This is a genomic window from Pseudomonas sp. Pseusp15 (assembly GCF_059492165.1).
Genome location: NZ_CP168523.1, coordinates 1768144 through 1782771, shown reverse-complemented (window position 1 = coordinate 1782771; position 14628 = coordinate 1768144). Strand labels below are relative to the sequence as shown.

The 14628-nt window shown below is 60.7% G+C and carries 10 protein-coding genes; 4 read left to right on the top strand and 6 right to left on the bottom strand.

Features of this window, described 5'->3' with window-relative positions; translation table 11 throughout:
- Nucleotides 1-33: 33 nt before the first annotated feature.
- Entirely contained in the window at nucleotides 34-642 is a 609-nt protein-coding gene (locus tag ACEN8R_RS08145) for a MiaE family protein (protein WP_018929651.1), read from the bottom strand.
- 159 nt (nucleotides 643-801) lie between these two features.
- Between ACEN8R_RS08145 and ACEN8R_RS08140 the strand changes: the two genes are divergently transcribed.
- Entirely contained in the window at nucleotides 802-1665 is an 864-nt protein-coding gene (locus ACEN8R_RS08140) for a universal stress protein (protein ID WP_018929653.1), read from the top strand.
- Nucleotides 1666-1834: 169 nt separating this feature from the next.
- Here the strand turns inward: ACEN8R_RS08140 and ACEN8R_RS08135 are convergent, their stop codons facing one another.
- Nucleotides 1835-2305, bottom strand: a complete 471-nt coding sequence (locus ACEN8R_RS08135; RefSeq protein ID WP_007937731.1) for a DUF1289 domain-containing protein — start codon at nucleotides 2303-2305, stop codon at nucleotides 1835-1837.
- 409 nt (nucleotides 2306-2714) lie between these two features.
- On the opposite strand from ACEN8R_RS08135, the gene acnB reads away from it, so the two are divergent.
- Both acnB and ACEN8R_RS08125 read left to right on the top strand, forming a co-directional pair.
- On the top strand, nucleotides 2715-5324 hold the full coding sequence (gene acnB / locus ACEN8R_RS08130) for a bifunctional aconitate hydratase 2/2-methylisocitrate dehydratase (RefSeq protein ID WP_018929654.1): 2610 nt from the start codon (nucleotides 2715-2717) through the stop codon (nucleotides 5322-5324).
- A 147-nt stretch (nucleotides 5325-5471) separates the two neighbouring features.
- Nucleotides 5472-6152, top strand: coding sequence for a glycosyltransferase (locus tag ACEN8R_RS08125; protein WP_158538457.1), 681 nt, complete (start codon nucleotides 5472-5474; stop codon nucleotides 6150-6152).
- Nucleotides 6153-6164: 12 nt separating this feature from the next.
- Here the strand turns inward: ACEN8R_RS08125 and ACEN8R_RS08120 are convergent, their stop codons facing one another.
- Nucleotides 6165-7445 (bottom strand): serine/threonine transporter, encoded by a 1281-nt coding sequence (locus ACEN8R_RS08120; protein WP_064618247.1) that lies wholly within the window; start codon nucleotides 7443-7445, stop codon nucleotides 6165-6167.
- A gap of 520 nt (nucleotides 7446-7965) precedes the next feature.
- Here ACEN8R_RS08120 and ACEN8R_RS08115 point away from each other — a divergent pair.
- On the top strand, nucleotides 7966-8940 hold the full coding sequence (locus ACEN8R_RS08115; protein ID WP_495624745.1) for a 2-hydroxyacid dehydrogenase: 975 nt from the start codon (nucleotides 7966-7968) through the stop codon (nucleotides 8938-8940).
- Here the strand turns inward: ACEN8R_RS08115 and tssA are convergent.
- The 3 genes from tssA to ACEN8R_RS08100 are packed head-to-tail and all read right to left on the bottom strand — an operon-like array spanning nucleotide 8937 to nucleotide 14613.
- The gene (gene tssA / locus ACEN8R_RS08110) at nucleotides 8937-10034 is read right to left on the bottom strand and encodes a type VI secretion system protein TssA (protein ID WP_018929657.1); all 1098 of its coding nucleotides are present in this window, start codon (nucleotides 10032-10034) and stop codon (nucleotides 8937-8939) included. The genes ACEN8R_RS08115 and tssA overlap by 4 nt on opposite strands.
- Entirely contained in the window at nucleotides 10031-13849 is a 3819-nt protein-coding gene (locus ACEN8R_RS08105) for a type VI secretion system protein (protein WP_495624744.1), read from the bottom strand. Before ACEN8R_RS08105 ends, tssA begins: the two co-directional genes overlap by 4 nt.
- Nucleotides 13846-14613: a DotU family type IV/VI secretion system protein gene (locus ACEN8R_RS08100; RefSeq protein ID WP_258612227.1), complete on the bottom strand. Its 768-nt coding sequence runs from the start codon at nucleotides 14611-14613 to the stop codon at nucleotides 13846-13848. Before ACEN8R_RS08100 ends, ACEN8R_RS08105 begins: the two co-directional genes overlap by 4 nt.
- Nucleotides 14614-14628: the final 15 nt, after the last annotated feature.

Genomic DNA, 14628 nt, shown 5'->3' with positions numbered 1-14628 from the left:
GAGTTTTTTACAATTATTGAAGATGACACGTTTTCACGCCGCGACCGGCACACCACTGTGAAACCTGAACTCCACATCCGGCGACTCGATCAACGCCTGTTCGGCGTCGCGCACCTTGTCGATCACCTGGGCGATGTCCTTGGCGTCACCGTATTGATAGGCCAGTTTCAGATACCCCTGGAAATGCCGGGCCTCGCTTTTCAGCAGGCCGAAATAGAACTTGCCCAGCTCCTCATCCAGATGCGGCACCAACGCCTCGAAACGCTCGCAACTGCGGGCTTCGATGAACGCGCCGACCACCAGCGTATCCACCAGCTTCACCGGCTCGTGGCTGCGCACCACTTTGCGCAGCCCCGAGGCGTAACGCCCGGCGGACAGCTGGCGCAGTTCAATCTTGCGCCTTTTCATCAGGCGCATGACCTGCTCGTGGTGCACCAGCTCTTCCCGGGCCAGACGCGACATCAGGTTGATCAGATCGACGTGGGAGTGATACTTGGCAATCAGGCTCAACGCCGTGCTGGCCGCCTTGAATTCGCAGTTTTTGTGGTCGATCAGCAGCGTTTCCTGATCGGCCAGCGCGGCCTGGACCCAACCGTCGGGCGTGCGGCAGCCGAGGAACTCGTGAATTTCGGGAAGGATCATGGGGCTCACGGATAAAAGGTTCAAAACGAAGGGCGCCGATTATACCGGCCTGCCGACAGACCACCAGTCGCCACCGTTGATATGCATCAAGTCGCGAATGCCCGACCAGCAACTATAGTTGTCCAACGCAGTGTTTTTACCTTCCTGGAGATCCCGATCATGCAAGCCATTCGCAGCATTCTGGTGGTCATCGAACCCGAACACTCGGAAAGCCTGGCGCTCAAACGGGCCAAATTGATCGCTGGCGTGACCCAGGCTCATCTGCACCTGCTGGTCTGCGATAAAAAGCATGATCACAGCGCGATGCTCGGCGTGCTCAAGGCGGCTCTGCTGGCGGACGGGTACAACGTCACCACCGAGCAAGCCTGGAACGAAAGCCTGCACGACACCATTATCGATGTGCAGCAGGCTGAAGGTTGCGGGCTGGTGGTCAAGCAGCATTATCCCGACAGCCCACTGAAAAAGGCCCTGCTGACTCCGGCGGACTGGAAACTGCTGCGCTACTGCCCGACTCCGGTGCTGCTGGTGAAAACCGCCAAACCCTGGACCGGTGGAGTGATCCTGGCGGCCATCGATGTCGGCAACATGGACGGCGAACACCGCACCTTGCATGCCAGCATCATCGATCATGGCTACGACATTGCCAGCCTGGCCAAAGCCCACTTGCATGTCATCAGCGCCCATCCGTCGCCGATGCTGTCGGCGGCCGACCCGACGATGCAGCTCAAGGAAACCATCGAGGCCCGTTACCGCGAGCAGTGCCAGGCGTTCCAGGCCGAGTTCGACATCGACGACGACCACCTGCACATCGAGGAAGGCCCGGCGGATGTATTGATTCCATTCATGGCCCATAAGCTGGGGGCCTCCGTGACGGTGATCGGCACGGTGGCGCGGACCGGGTTGTCCGGGGCGTTGATCGGCAATACGGCGGAAGTGGTGCTCGATGCGCTGGAAAGCGATGTGCTGGTGCTCAAGCCGGACGACATCATGGATCACCTGGAAGAGATCGTGACCCGGCATTGAGGCTACGAAGACTTGTGGCGAGGGAGCTTGCTCCCGTTGGGTTGCGAAGCGACCCCAATTCGGTCAGCGCAGTGTGTCAGACAAAAATCATTGGCCGATTGACGACTGCTGCGCAGCCGAACGGGACGGTGCGGCGTTCCGACAAGCTCCCTCGCCACAGGTTAAGCAATCAGCCGCCAAAGGCGTCTTTTAGGAACCCCGGCGCAATGTAGCGCTGGTAATGCGCTTCCGAGAGCAGGAAAAATTCCCGATCAATGGCATCGCGCAATTCCGGCAGGTTCCAGTCGCGGAACTCCGGCAGCAGCACCATCCCGTAGGCTTCCAGATTATTGATGACCCGCGCGCCCCGGGCGATCAGCTGATAAGCCCAGCAATACTCCGACTGATGCGGCACAAAGCGGATCTTGCGCTGTTCCAGCTGCATTCTCAGCAGCGCGGGATCGAAAATTTCTACCTTGGCAGCCATCACCTGCGACAACAGCTGCTCAAGCCGCAACCACACCGCGCGTTTTTCTTCCTCGTTGTAACCGTTCCAATGGATCACTTCGTGGTGGAAACGCTTGCAGCCACGGCACACCAAATCACCGTAAACAGTGGAGCAGAGGCCGACGCAGGGGGTCTTGATGGTCTGATTGGGCATAGGTAGACAAAACACGGGAAAGCAGAACAGGTCGGCATGTTAGCCCTTTGTCTAACATTCATCACCCCTCAAAGTTTTGGACCTAACTTACCTTTCAAATTTTTTTGCCGTAGAATCAGCCAGCCTTTTAAGGCGCCAATGTCCGTTAAGAAGCTGTTTTCAAAGCGTCACGAGCACAGTCGTTCCTTCAGAGCGGTGTTGGCGAAGGGTTTTTCCAGCGGGGAAAAGCCCAACGCCAACCCTCATCAGCTCCCCGTTCTGCAGGCGTAAAACTTTGAAAGCAGCTTCTGTAAGGAATTGCCGGTAATTCTGGCTAAGCGGCCCACAACGCCACGCAGCGCATGAGTACGGCAATTTCGGGATGAGCGTCCCGGACACCCATTTGGGACCACTGATGAGGGTAATAACTGTGCTTGAAGCCTACCGCAAACATATCGAAGAGCGCGCAGCACTGGGTATCGTTCCCCAGCCGCTTAACGCCGAACAAACTGCAGGCCTGGTCGAGCTGCTGAAGAATCCCCCGGCTGGCGAAGAAGCTTTCCTCGTTGACCTGATCACCAATCGCGTTCCGCCAGGAGTGGACGAAGCCGCCTATGTAAAGGCCGGTTTCCTGTCTGCCCTCGCCAAGGGCGAAGCCAAATCCCCTCTGATCGACAAGAAGCGCGCTGTTGAACTGCTCGGCACCATGCAGGGCGGCTACAACATCGTGACCCTGGTAAACCTGCTGGACGACGCCGAACTGGCGCCAGTGGCTGCCGAAGAACTCAAGCACACCCTGCTGATGTTCGATGCCTTCCACGACGTGGCTGAAAAAGCCAAGAACGGCAACGTTCACGCCAAGGCCGTGCTGCAGTCCTGGGCTGACGGCGAGTGGTTCAAGAAGCGCCCGGTGCTGGCCGACAAGATCAGCCTGCGCGTCTTCAAGGTGACCGGCGAAACCAACACCGACGACCTGTCCCCTGCTCCAGACGCCTGGTCGCGTCCAGACATCCCGCTGCACGCCCTGGCCATGCTGAAAATGGCCCGTGACGGCATCGTTCCGGACGAGCAAGGCAAGACCGGCCCGATGAAGCAGATCGAAGAAATGCGCGGCCAGGGCTTCCCTATCGCCTACGTCGGTGACGTGGTCGGTACCGGTTCCTCGCGTAAATCCGCTACCAACTCGGTACTGTGGTTCTTCGGCGACGACATTCCTTACGTGCCGAACAAGCGCGCTGGCGGTTTCTGCTTCGGCAGCAAAATCGCTCCGATCTTCTACAACACCATGGAAGATGCCGGCGCACTGCCAATCGAGTTCGACGTTTCCAACATGAACATGGGCGATGTGATCGACCTGTACCCGCATGCTGGCAAAGTCACCAAGCACAACAGCGACGAAGTCCTGACCACCTTCGAAATGAAGACCCCGGTTCTGCTGGACGAAGTCCGCGCTGGCGGCCGTATTCCGCTGATCATCGGCCGTGGCCTGACCGAGAAGGCTCGCGCCGAACTGGGTCTGCCACCGTTCGACCTGTTCAAGAAGCCTGAAGCACCGGCCGAAAGCACCAAGGGTTTCACCCTGGCGCAGAAAATGGTCGGCAAGGCTTGCGGCCTGGCAGAAGGCAAAGGCGTTCGTCCTGGCACCTACTGCGAACCGAAGATGACCACCGTGGGTTCCCAGGACACCACCGGTCCTATGACCCGTGACGAACTGAAAGACCTGGCGTGCCTGGGCTTCTCCGCTGATCTGGTGATGCAGTCCTTCTGCCACACCGCGGCTTATCCAAAGCCGATCGACGTGACCACCCACCACACCCTGCCTGACTTCATCATGACCCGCGGCGGCGTTTCCCTGCGTCCGGGCGACGGCATCATCCACTCGTGGCTGAACCGCATGCTGCTGCCAGACACCGTGGGTACCGGTGGCGACTCGCACACCCGTTTCCCGATGGGCATCTCGTTCCCGGCCGGTTCCGGTCTGGTCGCGTTCGCCGCAGCCACCGGCGTCATGCCGCTGGACATGCCGGAATCGATCCTGGTGCGCTTCAAAGGCAAAATGAAACCTGGCATCACCCTGCGTGACCTGGTTCATGCCATTCCTTACTTCGCCATCCAGAACGGTCTGCTGACCGTCGAGAAGAAAGGCAAGAAAAACGCCTTCTCCGGCCGCATCCTGGAAATCGAAGGCCTGGAAGGCCTGACGCTGGAACAGGCTTTCGAGCTGTCCGACGCGTCGGCCGAACGTTCGGCTGCCGGTTGCACCATCAAGCTGTCGAAAGAGTCGATCACCGAGTACCTGCAATCCAACATCACCCTGCTGCGCTGGATGATCGGCGAAGGCTACGGCGATGCACGTACCCTGGAGCGTCGCGCTCAAGCGATGGAAGCCTGGATCGCCAACCCGCAACTGATGGAAGCCGATGCCGACGCCGAATACGCCGAAGTCATCGAAATCGATCTGGCGGACATCAATGAGCCTGTGCTCTGCGCACCGAACGATCCGGACGACGCCCGTCTGCTCTCCAGCGTTGCTGGCGAGAAGATCGACGAAGTGTTCATCGGTTCGTGCATGACCAACATCGGTCACTTCCGCGCTGCCGGCAAGTTGCTGGAACAGGTCAAAGGTCAGCTGCCAACCCGTCTGTGGCTGTCGCCGCCGACCAAAATGGACGCTCACCAGCTGACCGAAGAAGGCTACTACGGCATCTACGGCAAGGCCGGCGCACGCATGGAAATGCCGGGCTGCTCGCTGTGCATGGGTAACCAGGCACGTGTAGAGCCGAACTCCACCGTGGTGTCGACGTCGACCCGTAACTTCCCGAACCGTCTGGGTGACGGCGCGAACGTCTACCTGGCTTCGGCCGAGCTGGCGTCCGTTGCGTCCATCCTGGGTCGCCTGCCGACCGTCGAGGAGTACATGGAATACGCTGGCAAGATCGACAGCATGGCGGCCGACGTTTACCGCTACCTGTCCTTCGACCAGATCGCCGAGTTCCGTGAAGCTGCTGCGAACGCCAACATCCCGGTCGTTCAAGCCTAACGCTACAAAGCCATAAAAAACGCCGCCCATCGTGAGATGAGCGGCGTTTTTTTATACCTGACGCCGATTACCCAGCTATCTTTGCCTGATGTCGGCACCAGGACGGCGTGCCACGAGGCCCCACGGGCCTTATCTCAAGGAGGAGTCATGCGGGTCATCCTGATCGCCATCGGTTCGCCCGGTGACGTTTTCCCCTTCATTGGCCTGGCCAATGCGCTGAACCTGCGCGGTCATCGCGCGACCTTGTGCAGCCTGCCGGCGTTCAAAGCCACCGTCGAACAGTACGGGCTGGAATTCGAGCCGTTAGGCCAGCAAACCTGCGACGACACGCCCCGCCCGCGAGACTCGAAAAGCGCTTTGGCAGAGCAGTGGAACGCAGTCTCGCACCTGCTCGAACCGACCTATGACTACATCGCAGCGCGGCGCCATGAGGATATCGTGGTGGTGGGCTCGTTTTGGGCGTTGGGCGCACGAGTGGCCCAGGAGACGTTCGGCATTGCCTACCTTTCGGTACAGATTTCACCGTTCTTGCGCGAGGTCCATCGGCTGGCGCTGGACCAGCTCTGTGCGCCATCACTTAACGCCTTGCGCGCCAGAAAGGGCCTGAGCGGGACGGTTCAACACGTTATGAGCCAATGGATGCATTCGCCGGACGGTGTGATCAGCTTCTGCCCCGAGTGGTTCGCACCGCAGCAAGCTTCTGCGCCGGCCACGCTGTGCAAGGCCTGCGAAAAAGCCGTTGCGGCTATCGAGCATTGCCGCCAGCGAACCAAAGGTCGTCTGGCCGGGCATTCGAAGGGGGCGATCAACCGGGGCAGCTCCGATTGATCGCCCGCTGTTTCAGGCGCTGAGCGAGTAGATCAACGCCGAAATGGCCACCAGACCCACCAGCGTCACGAAGACGTTGGAGGCTTGGCCACGGTAACGCGCCATCGCCGGTACTTTGCGGATCGCGTACATCGGCATCAGGAACAGAATCGCCGCGATGACCGGGCCACCGAGGGTTTCGATCATGCCGAGAATGCTCGGGTTCAGGGTCGCGACGACCCAGCAGACCACCAGCATGAACGCTGCGGTCATGCGGTCCAGGGTCTTCGGCGCCGGGCGTTTGCCGCTCTTGACGATCAAGCCCTTCAAGCCTTCGCTGGCGCCGATGTAGTGGCCCAGGAATGACTTGGAAATGGCCACGAAGGCAATCAACGGCGCCGCGAAGGCGATAGTCGGGTTGCTGAAGTGGTTGGCCAGGTACGACAGGATCGACAGGTTCTGTGCCTTGGCTTCCGCCAGTTGCGCCGGCGACAGGGTCAACACGCAGCTGAAGACGAAGAACAGCACCATCACCACCATCAAGAGGTGGGCGCGGGACAGGATCTGCGAACTGCGCTCTTGGGCATGCGTGCCGTAGCGACGTTTCTGGTCCACCGCGAACGCCGAAATGATCGGCGAATGGTTGAACGAGAACACCATCACCGGAATCGCCAGCCACAGGGTGTGCAGCAGCGCCGACGACTCAGGCAGCGTGGACGCGGTGCTGAGGATGCCGCCATTCCAGTGAGGAATCAGGAACACCGCCAGGAACAGCAGCGCGACGATGAACGGATACACCATCAGGCTCATGGCCTTGACGATCACCTGCTCACCGCAACGCACCACCGCCAGCAGGCCGAGAATCAGCACGAACGACAGCACGGCGCGCGGTGGCGGCATGATGTGCAGCTGATGTTCGAGGAAACTGCCCACGGTGTTGGTCAGGGCCACGCTGTAGATCAGCAGGATCGGGAAGATCGCGAAGAAATACAACAAGGTGATCAGCGCGCCGGCCTTAATGCCGAAATGTTCTTCCACCACTTCGGTGATGTCTGCACCTTCACGACCGGACAGCACAAAGCGGGTCAGGCCACGGTGCGCGTAAAACGTCATGGGGAACGCCAGCAACGCCAGGATCAGCAACGGCCAAAAGCCGCCCAGCCCCGCGTTGATGGGTAAAAACAGGGTACCGGCCCCGATTGCCGTGCCAAACAGGCCCAGCATCCAGGTGGTGTCATGGCGATTCCAGCTTTCGAGGCTCGCTGGTGTCGCCGCTACATAGCGTTCGTCGACGCTATTGGCCTGATCATTCATCCGGTCGGATCTCCGCTTTCCGGTCACTTGCCACTCGGTCAGGACGCGTCGGAAAAAACCGACAGACATGCTCCGGCCGAAACAGGGGCGGGATTCTCCGCGATAAACGAGCAGAAGCAAAGGCTTAGCTGAGCAATGGTTGTGCGGAGCAGATCAAAGGCCTGTCGCTTTTAGAAAAATAATTGTCGGCAGCGGGTATGCGATGTGTCGTTTTCTGACACGCTTTAGTAAACCCTAATGTACGGTGTGCCTGACGAACCGCAGCGCCTGACTTTACGACTGCTGCGCAGCCGAACGCAGGCTCGACAACTGCTGCGGCAATTTCATCGCGGACAAATCCTCTCCACCTGCCGCGCACTGATCTAGTGTTGTATCTAAGAAGCTCGCCGGTATCGCCAACGCCTGCACAGGTGCTTGCCAACCAATAGCCTATGATCTCGGACCATTGCCAATCTGCTCTGGAGTCAGCAATCTGACGCGACGTTCGAGCCCCACACTCCGCTGCCCACAGGAGCCCAGCATGACCGCAACCGTTCTGGTACTGGTTGAAACCATCAATGAATACCTGCCGATTCTCGAACATCAGGGGTTTCATTTGATCCTGGCCCCAACCCCGGCCGAGCGCGCTGCCGCCATTGCCCGGCAGGGCAGCCAGATCGATGCGGTGCTGACGCGTGGCCCGTTGGGCCTGTATGCCAATGAAATCGCCGCCCTGCCCAACCTCAAGATCATCTGCGTGATCGGCGCCGGTTACGAACACGTTGACCTGCAGGCCGCCGTCAACCGGGGCATCACTGTCACCAACGGCGCCGGCGTCAATGCCTCCTCCGTTGCCGATCACGCCATGGCGTTGCTGCTGGCACTGGTTCGTGACATCCCTCGGGCAGATGCTGCCGTCCGTCGGGGCGAGTGGCCGAAGATCATGCGTCCTTCGCTGGCCGGCAAACACATAGGCATTCTCGGCCTCGGTGCCGTTGGCCTCGCTATCGCCAAACGTGCCGCCAACGGCTTCGATATGAGAGTGAGTTACCACAACCGCCAGCATCGCAGCGATGTGCCGTACAGCTATTGCTCGACGCCTACCGAGCTGGCACGCCAATCAGACTTTCTGATAGTTGCCACCCCGGGCGGGATCGGCACCCAACACCTGATCAACCGGCAAGTGCTCGACGCCCTGGGGCCCAACGGATTCCTCGTCAACATCGCCCGAGCCAGCGTGGTCGTCACGGCAGACCTGATCACCGCGCTCGAACAGCGGCGGATCGCCGGTGCCGCGCTGGATGTCTTCGACCACGAACCCCAGGTACCGGACGCCCTCAAGGGGTTGGCCAACGTGATTCTGACTCCGCATGTCGCCGGATTGTCCCCGGAGGCCACCCAAGGCACCGTCGAACTGGCCGGCAAAAACCTGACGGCTTTTTTTTCCGGTCAACCGGTACTGACGCCCATTGCGTTACCGCCACCATCGACAACAACCACCCGGCTCAATCACTAAAGAACGCCTAACAGTGTCCAGAGTCGTCGGGATTCGGCATCGGCGCTGATCAGTTCGCCCAGCAGCTCGCTCAGGGGCTTGTTGCCCCACTCCACACCCCGCTTGATCAGATAGGGCACCGGGCTGTGGGGTTCGGTGCGCGCCAGGTACTCGGCGATCAGCAGCAATTGCCGGTACGCCTCTTCACGATTCGCCGGTTCGCTGAACACCTGGGGCACTGCAAGGACTTCAGGCGCGGCGGTCGGGCTGGGGCTCGATGCAGCCACCACTGGCGTTTCGACCGGAGGCGCCGGGGTCGGTTTTCGTGGATGCATGGCGATAAACTCCTGAACCAGGGTCAACAACGCGTCGATCACGTCCTGCAGCGCCTTGAAGCCTGGGGCCTGATTCCCGAGAAAAGCGTCGCTCCACACCTCCAGGCGCTGCAAGTGCTGCTGACTGAGCAGCAGGCTGCCCTGGCTGCGCAACCAGAATGACAACGGTGTGGCACGAATCTGTTCGGTGATTTTTTTCTGTTCGTTGCGCGCGTTCTCGGCCGAGGTCTTGGCCGCTTTACTGTCGCTGCCCTGCACCTGTTGCAACTGCAACCGGCGCCAGGCGTCCAGACAGAAGCCGTCGAATTCGTGGTTGTGCGGTTCGAACAACGGCACTCGGGTCAGCAACACTTCAGCGTAGCGTCGAGCCAACCATTCCAGCGGTATCACTCGCCACGACAGGTCGCCATCCTCAGCCTGTGGGTGCAGGTGTTCGGGATAGCGTTCGCACAACCCGGCCACCAGCGCCAGGCTGCCCGGCAACCCATCGAGCCCGTCCTGATGCAGCCAGGCCTCCCCCAGCCAGGCGCTGAGCATCAAATCCTTGCTGCGCTCGAGCAGCAGGCTCGTGGCCAGTTTTTCCAGCTCCGGCCACTGGGCGCGCTTGATCGACGACTGCCACACCCCCGTCGGCAAACTGGTGTCATCCTCGCGGCGCAATTCGCGCAACCGGTCGAACTCGGGTTCATAACGCAAATCCTGACCACAAGGCGCCTCCTTGCTGATCGGTTCGAGCAGTTGCGCAATCAGTTCCGGCAACGGTGTTGATGGTTGATTCACAGGCCCTCCTCCTCATGGGAATCAATCGCCGCGGTCGAGCGCGTCACCAGGAACGGTGAACGCGGAGCCCGGGTCGGCAAGGGCTGAATGGACAACGGCAGTTTCGAGCCCTGGGTCATCAACGACAGGCGCACAAACATCAGGGTTTGCTCCGCTGCGCTGGCCTGCGTGGTCACGGGCAAGCGCAAGGTCAACGGAAAATCCGTGTAGTCCAGGTTCGGCTGGCGCTGCACCGACACGTGCGAACGCATCAAGCGCAACAGCGACCATGGACCGCTGTACTCCCAACCCGCTTCCAGATCACGCACCACCAGGCTCGGCTGTAACGGATCGTTGGCCGGACGCTGATAGCCATTTCTGGCCCAACGCAAGGTCAGCCGGACTGGTTGGCCGACCATCCAGCGCAGGTTCTGCTGAGCCTCGCCGGGGTAGTTGATCTGTTGATTCCCGGCATTCAAGCCCCAGGCAATCACCTGGTCGGCACCGCGCTCTTCCTCCCGATCGGTGCGCCAGCGCACATCCATCTCCAACCCCAGCACGCCGCTCTTGTCGCGCACGAACATCGGCCCCAGCCAGGTGCTGGCTTGCTTCAGACGATTGAGAAAGTCCTCGGCGGCCAGGCGTTCCGGGGTCTGGCTCAGAGCCAATCCGGCCTGCGCCACCGGCAAACGCTTGTCGATCAGCTCCAGCAAATGCTGGACCCGGGCCGGGTCGGCGTCGCTGGCCTGCAAGCCATTGGCAAACGGAAAGCGCTCTGCCAGGTACTGGTTGAAATAATTGGCCAACTCATTCCAGGCCGCCGCAGCCTGCTGCTGTTGCAGGAACTGGCAGCGTTGCATGGCGGTTTGTTGCAGATCCACGGCGCGCAATGCCAACGTTCCGCGCCCACCGGACAGGTTGGCGGTTTGCAGGATCTGGCCACAGGACGCGACGTCCATTTCGATGAAGTCGCGGCTCACCAACTGCTCGATCTGCGCTGGCGAACTGGCGGGGTTCTGTTCTTTGTATTTGAGCAGTTCATCGTTGAGCGCACTGAACTGCGTCACCCGTTCGTAATCCAGCGCCGAGAGGTTCTGTTGCTGGACTTTCAGCCATTCCAGCGCCGAAGTGCGGCGCTCGGTGATGCCGAGCATGGTATTGAACTGCTGCTTGAGGCTCAGTTTCAGATCCTGAACGTCATTGGCGCCATACAGTTGCAGGCCGAAGTTTTTCGAGCCGTCCCACTGGCTGATTTCGGTGCGCCCGCTGAACAGCGGCTGGGCGACGATTTCATCGAGGCCACTGACGATGTCGGCCAGGGCGCGGCGGTTCAAAGCGGTTTGCAAACGCGTGGCCAGATCGCTGCGGCGCACTTCGACAAAAGCCTTTTGCAAGGCAATCGCCTGAGAGGCCTGCACATTGAAGACACCACTTTGGACCTGCGCATTGTGCTCGCGCAGGCTCGACAACATGGCCTTGACCACCGCGCCTTCGGCCGCTTGCAGCAACGCGCCGCGATACGCCGGGGGGATGCGCGGCAGCTCTTCGGCGGCATAACTCTTGTAACTGGCGAAGTAGTTCAGCGCACTGTCGAGGTCGTCGCCATCAACACCGCGCCCCTGTCCATCCGGGACGTCGGACTGATCCGCCTGCAAGGCGATGGCGACAAAATCACGCTTGAACAGTGCCTGCACGGCGTTGTTCAACTGCACCACATGCTCCTGCAAGACCAGTTGCCCGCTGCCTAGCTGAATCAGCAAATTGTCCCTGGCCCCGGTCTGGGTGATCCACTGGTCACGAAAGCTCTGCTGCAACTTCGACGCCTGTTGATCCAGTTGCTGTTCGACCTGCGGACCAAGCAATGTGCTTTGGCGCACCTTGTCCATCATCGCCCGGTAACCGGGCACCAGATCCTGTCCCTTGCCCCGGCTCCACGCCGAGTTGGTCAAGCCGACCAGCGCTTGCAGGTCGTCGATCAACGCCCGTAGATCTTCCAGCTCGGTGAGGGAATTGCCGCTGCCGACCTCCAGCCGCTCCAGGTGCAAACGTAGATAACCGGCCTGACGGACAAAGTTGTCAGCGAGAAAATACTGGTCCAGCCAGCGCTCCATGAGCCCGAGGAAGTTTTCCTCGATCTGCGCGCGCTCGACGGTCAGGTCCAGCGGCTTCAACTCACTGTTGTCGGCATCCAACAGCGCCCGGTTGTAAAAGCCGGCGCGGTGCAGAGTGCCTGCGTTGAGGTTCAGCGACAGGGCGTTGTTGCTCAGCAACACCAGGTCTTCGAGCGGCGCCTTGGTGTTGTTCAGCGCCTGACTGAACCACTGGTTCTGCTGCTCCAGACTCACCGCACGCCCGACCAGCTCCGTGGCCTTGACGTAGTTTTGCCATTGGGCCGGGTCTTCGCTTTCGACGTTGCCCCGTCGTTCGGTGTTGCGAATGGTCTTGAGTTGCGCCAGATCCGCGCTCAACAGATCGCGCAGCGGCAACAACAAGTGACTTTGTGCGGTCAGGCGCAATTCGTTCTCCAACTGCGCATCCAGCGAGGAGAACCAGGAGGTCGGAAACACCACCGAGGTGAAGCGCCAGCGCTGCGCCTTCTCCAGCACCCGCCAGAAACCCTGGACGTTGCGCCGGGTCGCCTCCAGCCGATGAGATTCATCCGTGACCGCCACGTAATTTTTCTGCGCCCCTTGCATCAGGCGCGACAACTCATGGGCATCCTTTTCCGAGTCCTGCCACACCCACAGCATGCCAGCGCCCCAGAGCAGCGCGACCACCAGCGCCACCCCACCGGTCACGCGCTGCCAGCGCTGACGCAGGCGTAACAGACGCGGCACCACCTGAGCCAGACCGCGCTCGGCGACCACCCGCCGCTGCCACAGTTGCCGGGCGAAAGCGCTCTGCTGCAAGCCGGTGTCGTAGGCCGAAAACCCGTCGGCGCTGTCATCCGAGGGCTGGTTGGCGGTGAAATAAACCCCGCGAAAACGCGGTGCTTCGCCTTGCGCATTACCCTGGAAAACCGGTTCCAGCAAGGATTGCAGATTGCGCCGCAAGGCTTCGAAGCGCTCCGGCAAGCCGTACAGATCGACGCTCAATTGCCCGGACAAGGCGCCGATTTCGATGATCGATTCCGCCAGGGCCCGGTTGACCTGATCCAGCGCCTGATCGCTCCATTGCGCCTGCCACACCGCATCGGGCCCGTGGGGCGAGGACCAGCCGAGCGTACGTTCGCGAGCCTCGGCCGGCAGCGCGCTAATCAACTCCTGAAAACCCGGCAACTCTTCCATGCCGGTAACGACCACGTACACCGGCAGACTCAAACCGAAGCGCTGCAATAGATCGATAAAACGTCGACGCGCCGCCAGGCCGAGGGCCGCCGCCTGCTCGGCATTGCCCAGCCGACTGATCGGCACCGTCCAGATCACGCCGTCCAGCGGACGCTGACTGCGCAAGCGCAGGATCAACCCCAGCAAGCGCCACCAGCCACCCCGTTGCAGGTGCATGCCTTCATCCGGCAAAAACAGCGCCTGGGGCACCACCAATACGGCACCTTCGGGGTCCGACCACCAGCGACCGAACCAGCCCGGTTTGTCGGTGGGCTGCAAGCGCCACTGGGTGCACAACTGCGTGCCCTGAGTCTCGTTGCCGAGCATCAGCAGCCAGGGAATCTGGTAGCGATCCCGGGTGCCCTGCTCCTGCTCCATCTGCCGCACCGCCAGGTAAAAACTGCGGATCGCCGCGCCGCTTTGCGTGCGCAACCACCAGACCGCCACGGCGACGATCGCCAGCACCAACAGCACGACGATGATCAGGCCGATAATCCCCAGCGTGCTCATGAGTCTTGCTCCGAGGTGGCCACCGAATCGGTCAGTTGCAAGACCGGTTCGAGCTCCTGGCGAATGTCACGCCAGAACAACTGCCCCAACCCGGTCAGCAGCAGGACCACGGCAAGAATTCCCAACCCCAGGCGAAAGCCATCGGGCAACGAAAGACGCACCGGCAATTGCAGCGGCGTCACCGCCGAAGGTTGTTCGAGCCGGGCGCTGACATCGGCATAATCCGCCTCGTGCTGCCAGGCAAAGGTGAACAGCGCCAGGCGCCATTTTTCATGCTGGGCCTGATTCTGTTCACCCCGCAGACGCCCCTGAAAGCCCAGCACCAGGCACTGCAAATAGACATTGGCCAGATCGCGAGTGGTAGGGATTTGCTCATCCAGCAGTTCCTTGATCGCCAACGGTATCCGCTCGCCGGCCTGACGACTGGAGTACATCCGCGATTCCAGGGGTTTATCCTGCCAGGCCGACTGGCCCGGCCACGGCGTGAACAGCAAGGTTTCATCGACCAGCGCGACAAAGGCATAAACCAGCGCTTTGACTTGTTCGGTGGCGGCATCACCGACTTTGGCAAAAGCCGTTCGCCAGAGTCGCTGGGAGATTTGCGTGGAGAGTTCGACCACCGCTTCCACCAGCGCTTCGTCTTCGCTGTCCTTGGGCAACTGGCTCCAGTCCTGGGACCATTGCTGCCAGGCCTGGCGAAAAGCACTGCTCAGCGGCGCTTCGTTGAGGCCTCGTGTACCTGTCCCGGCATTCCCCTCAGACATATGACGTTCCTTCCT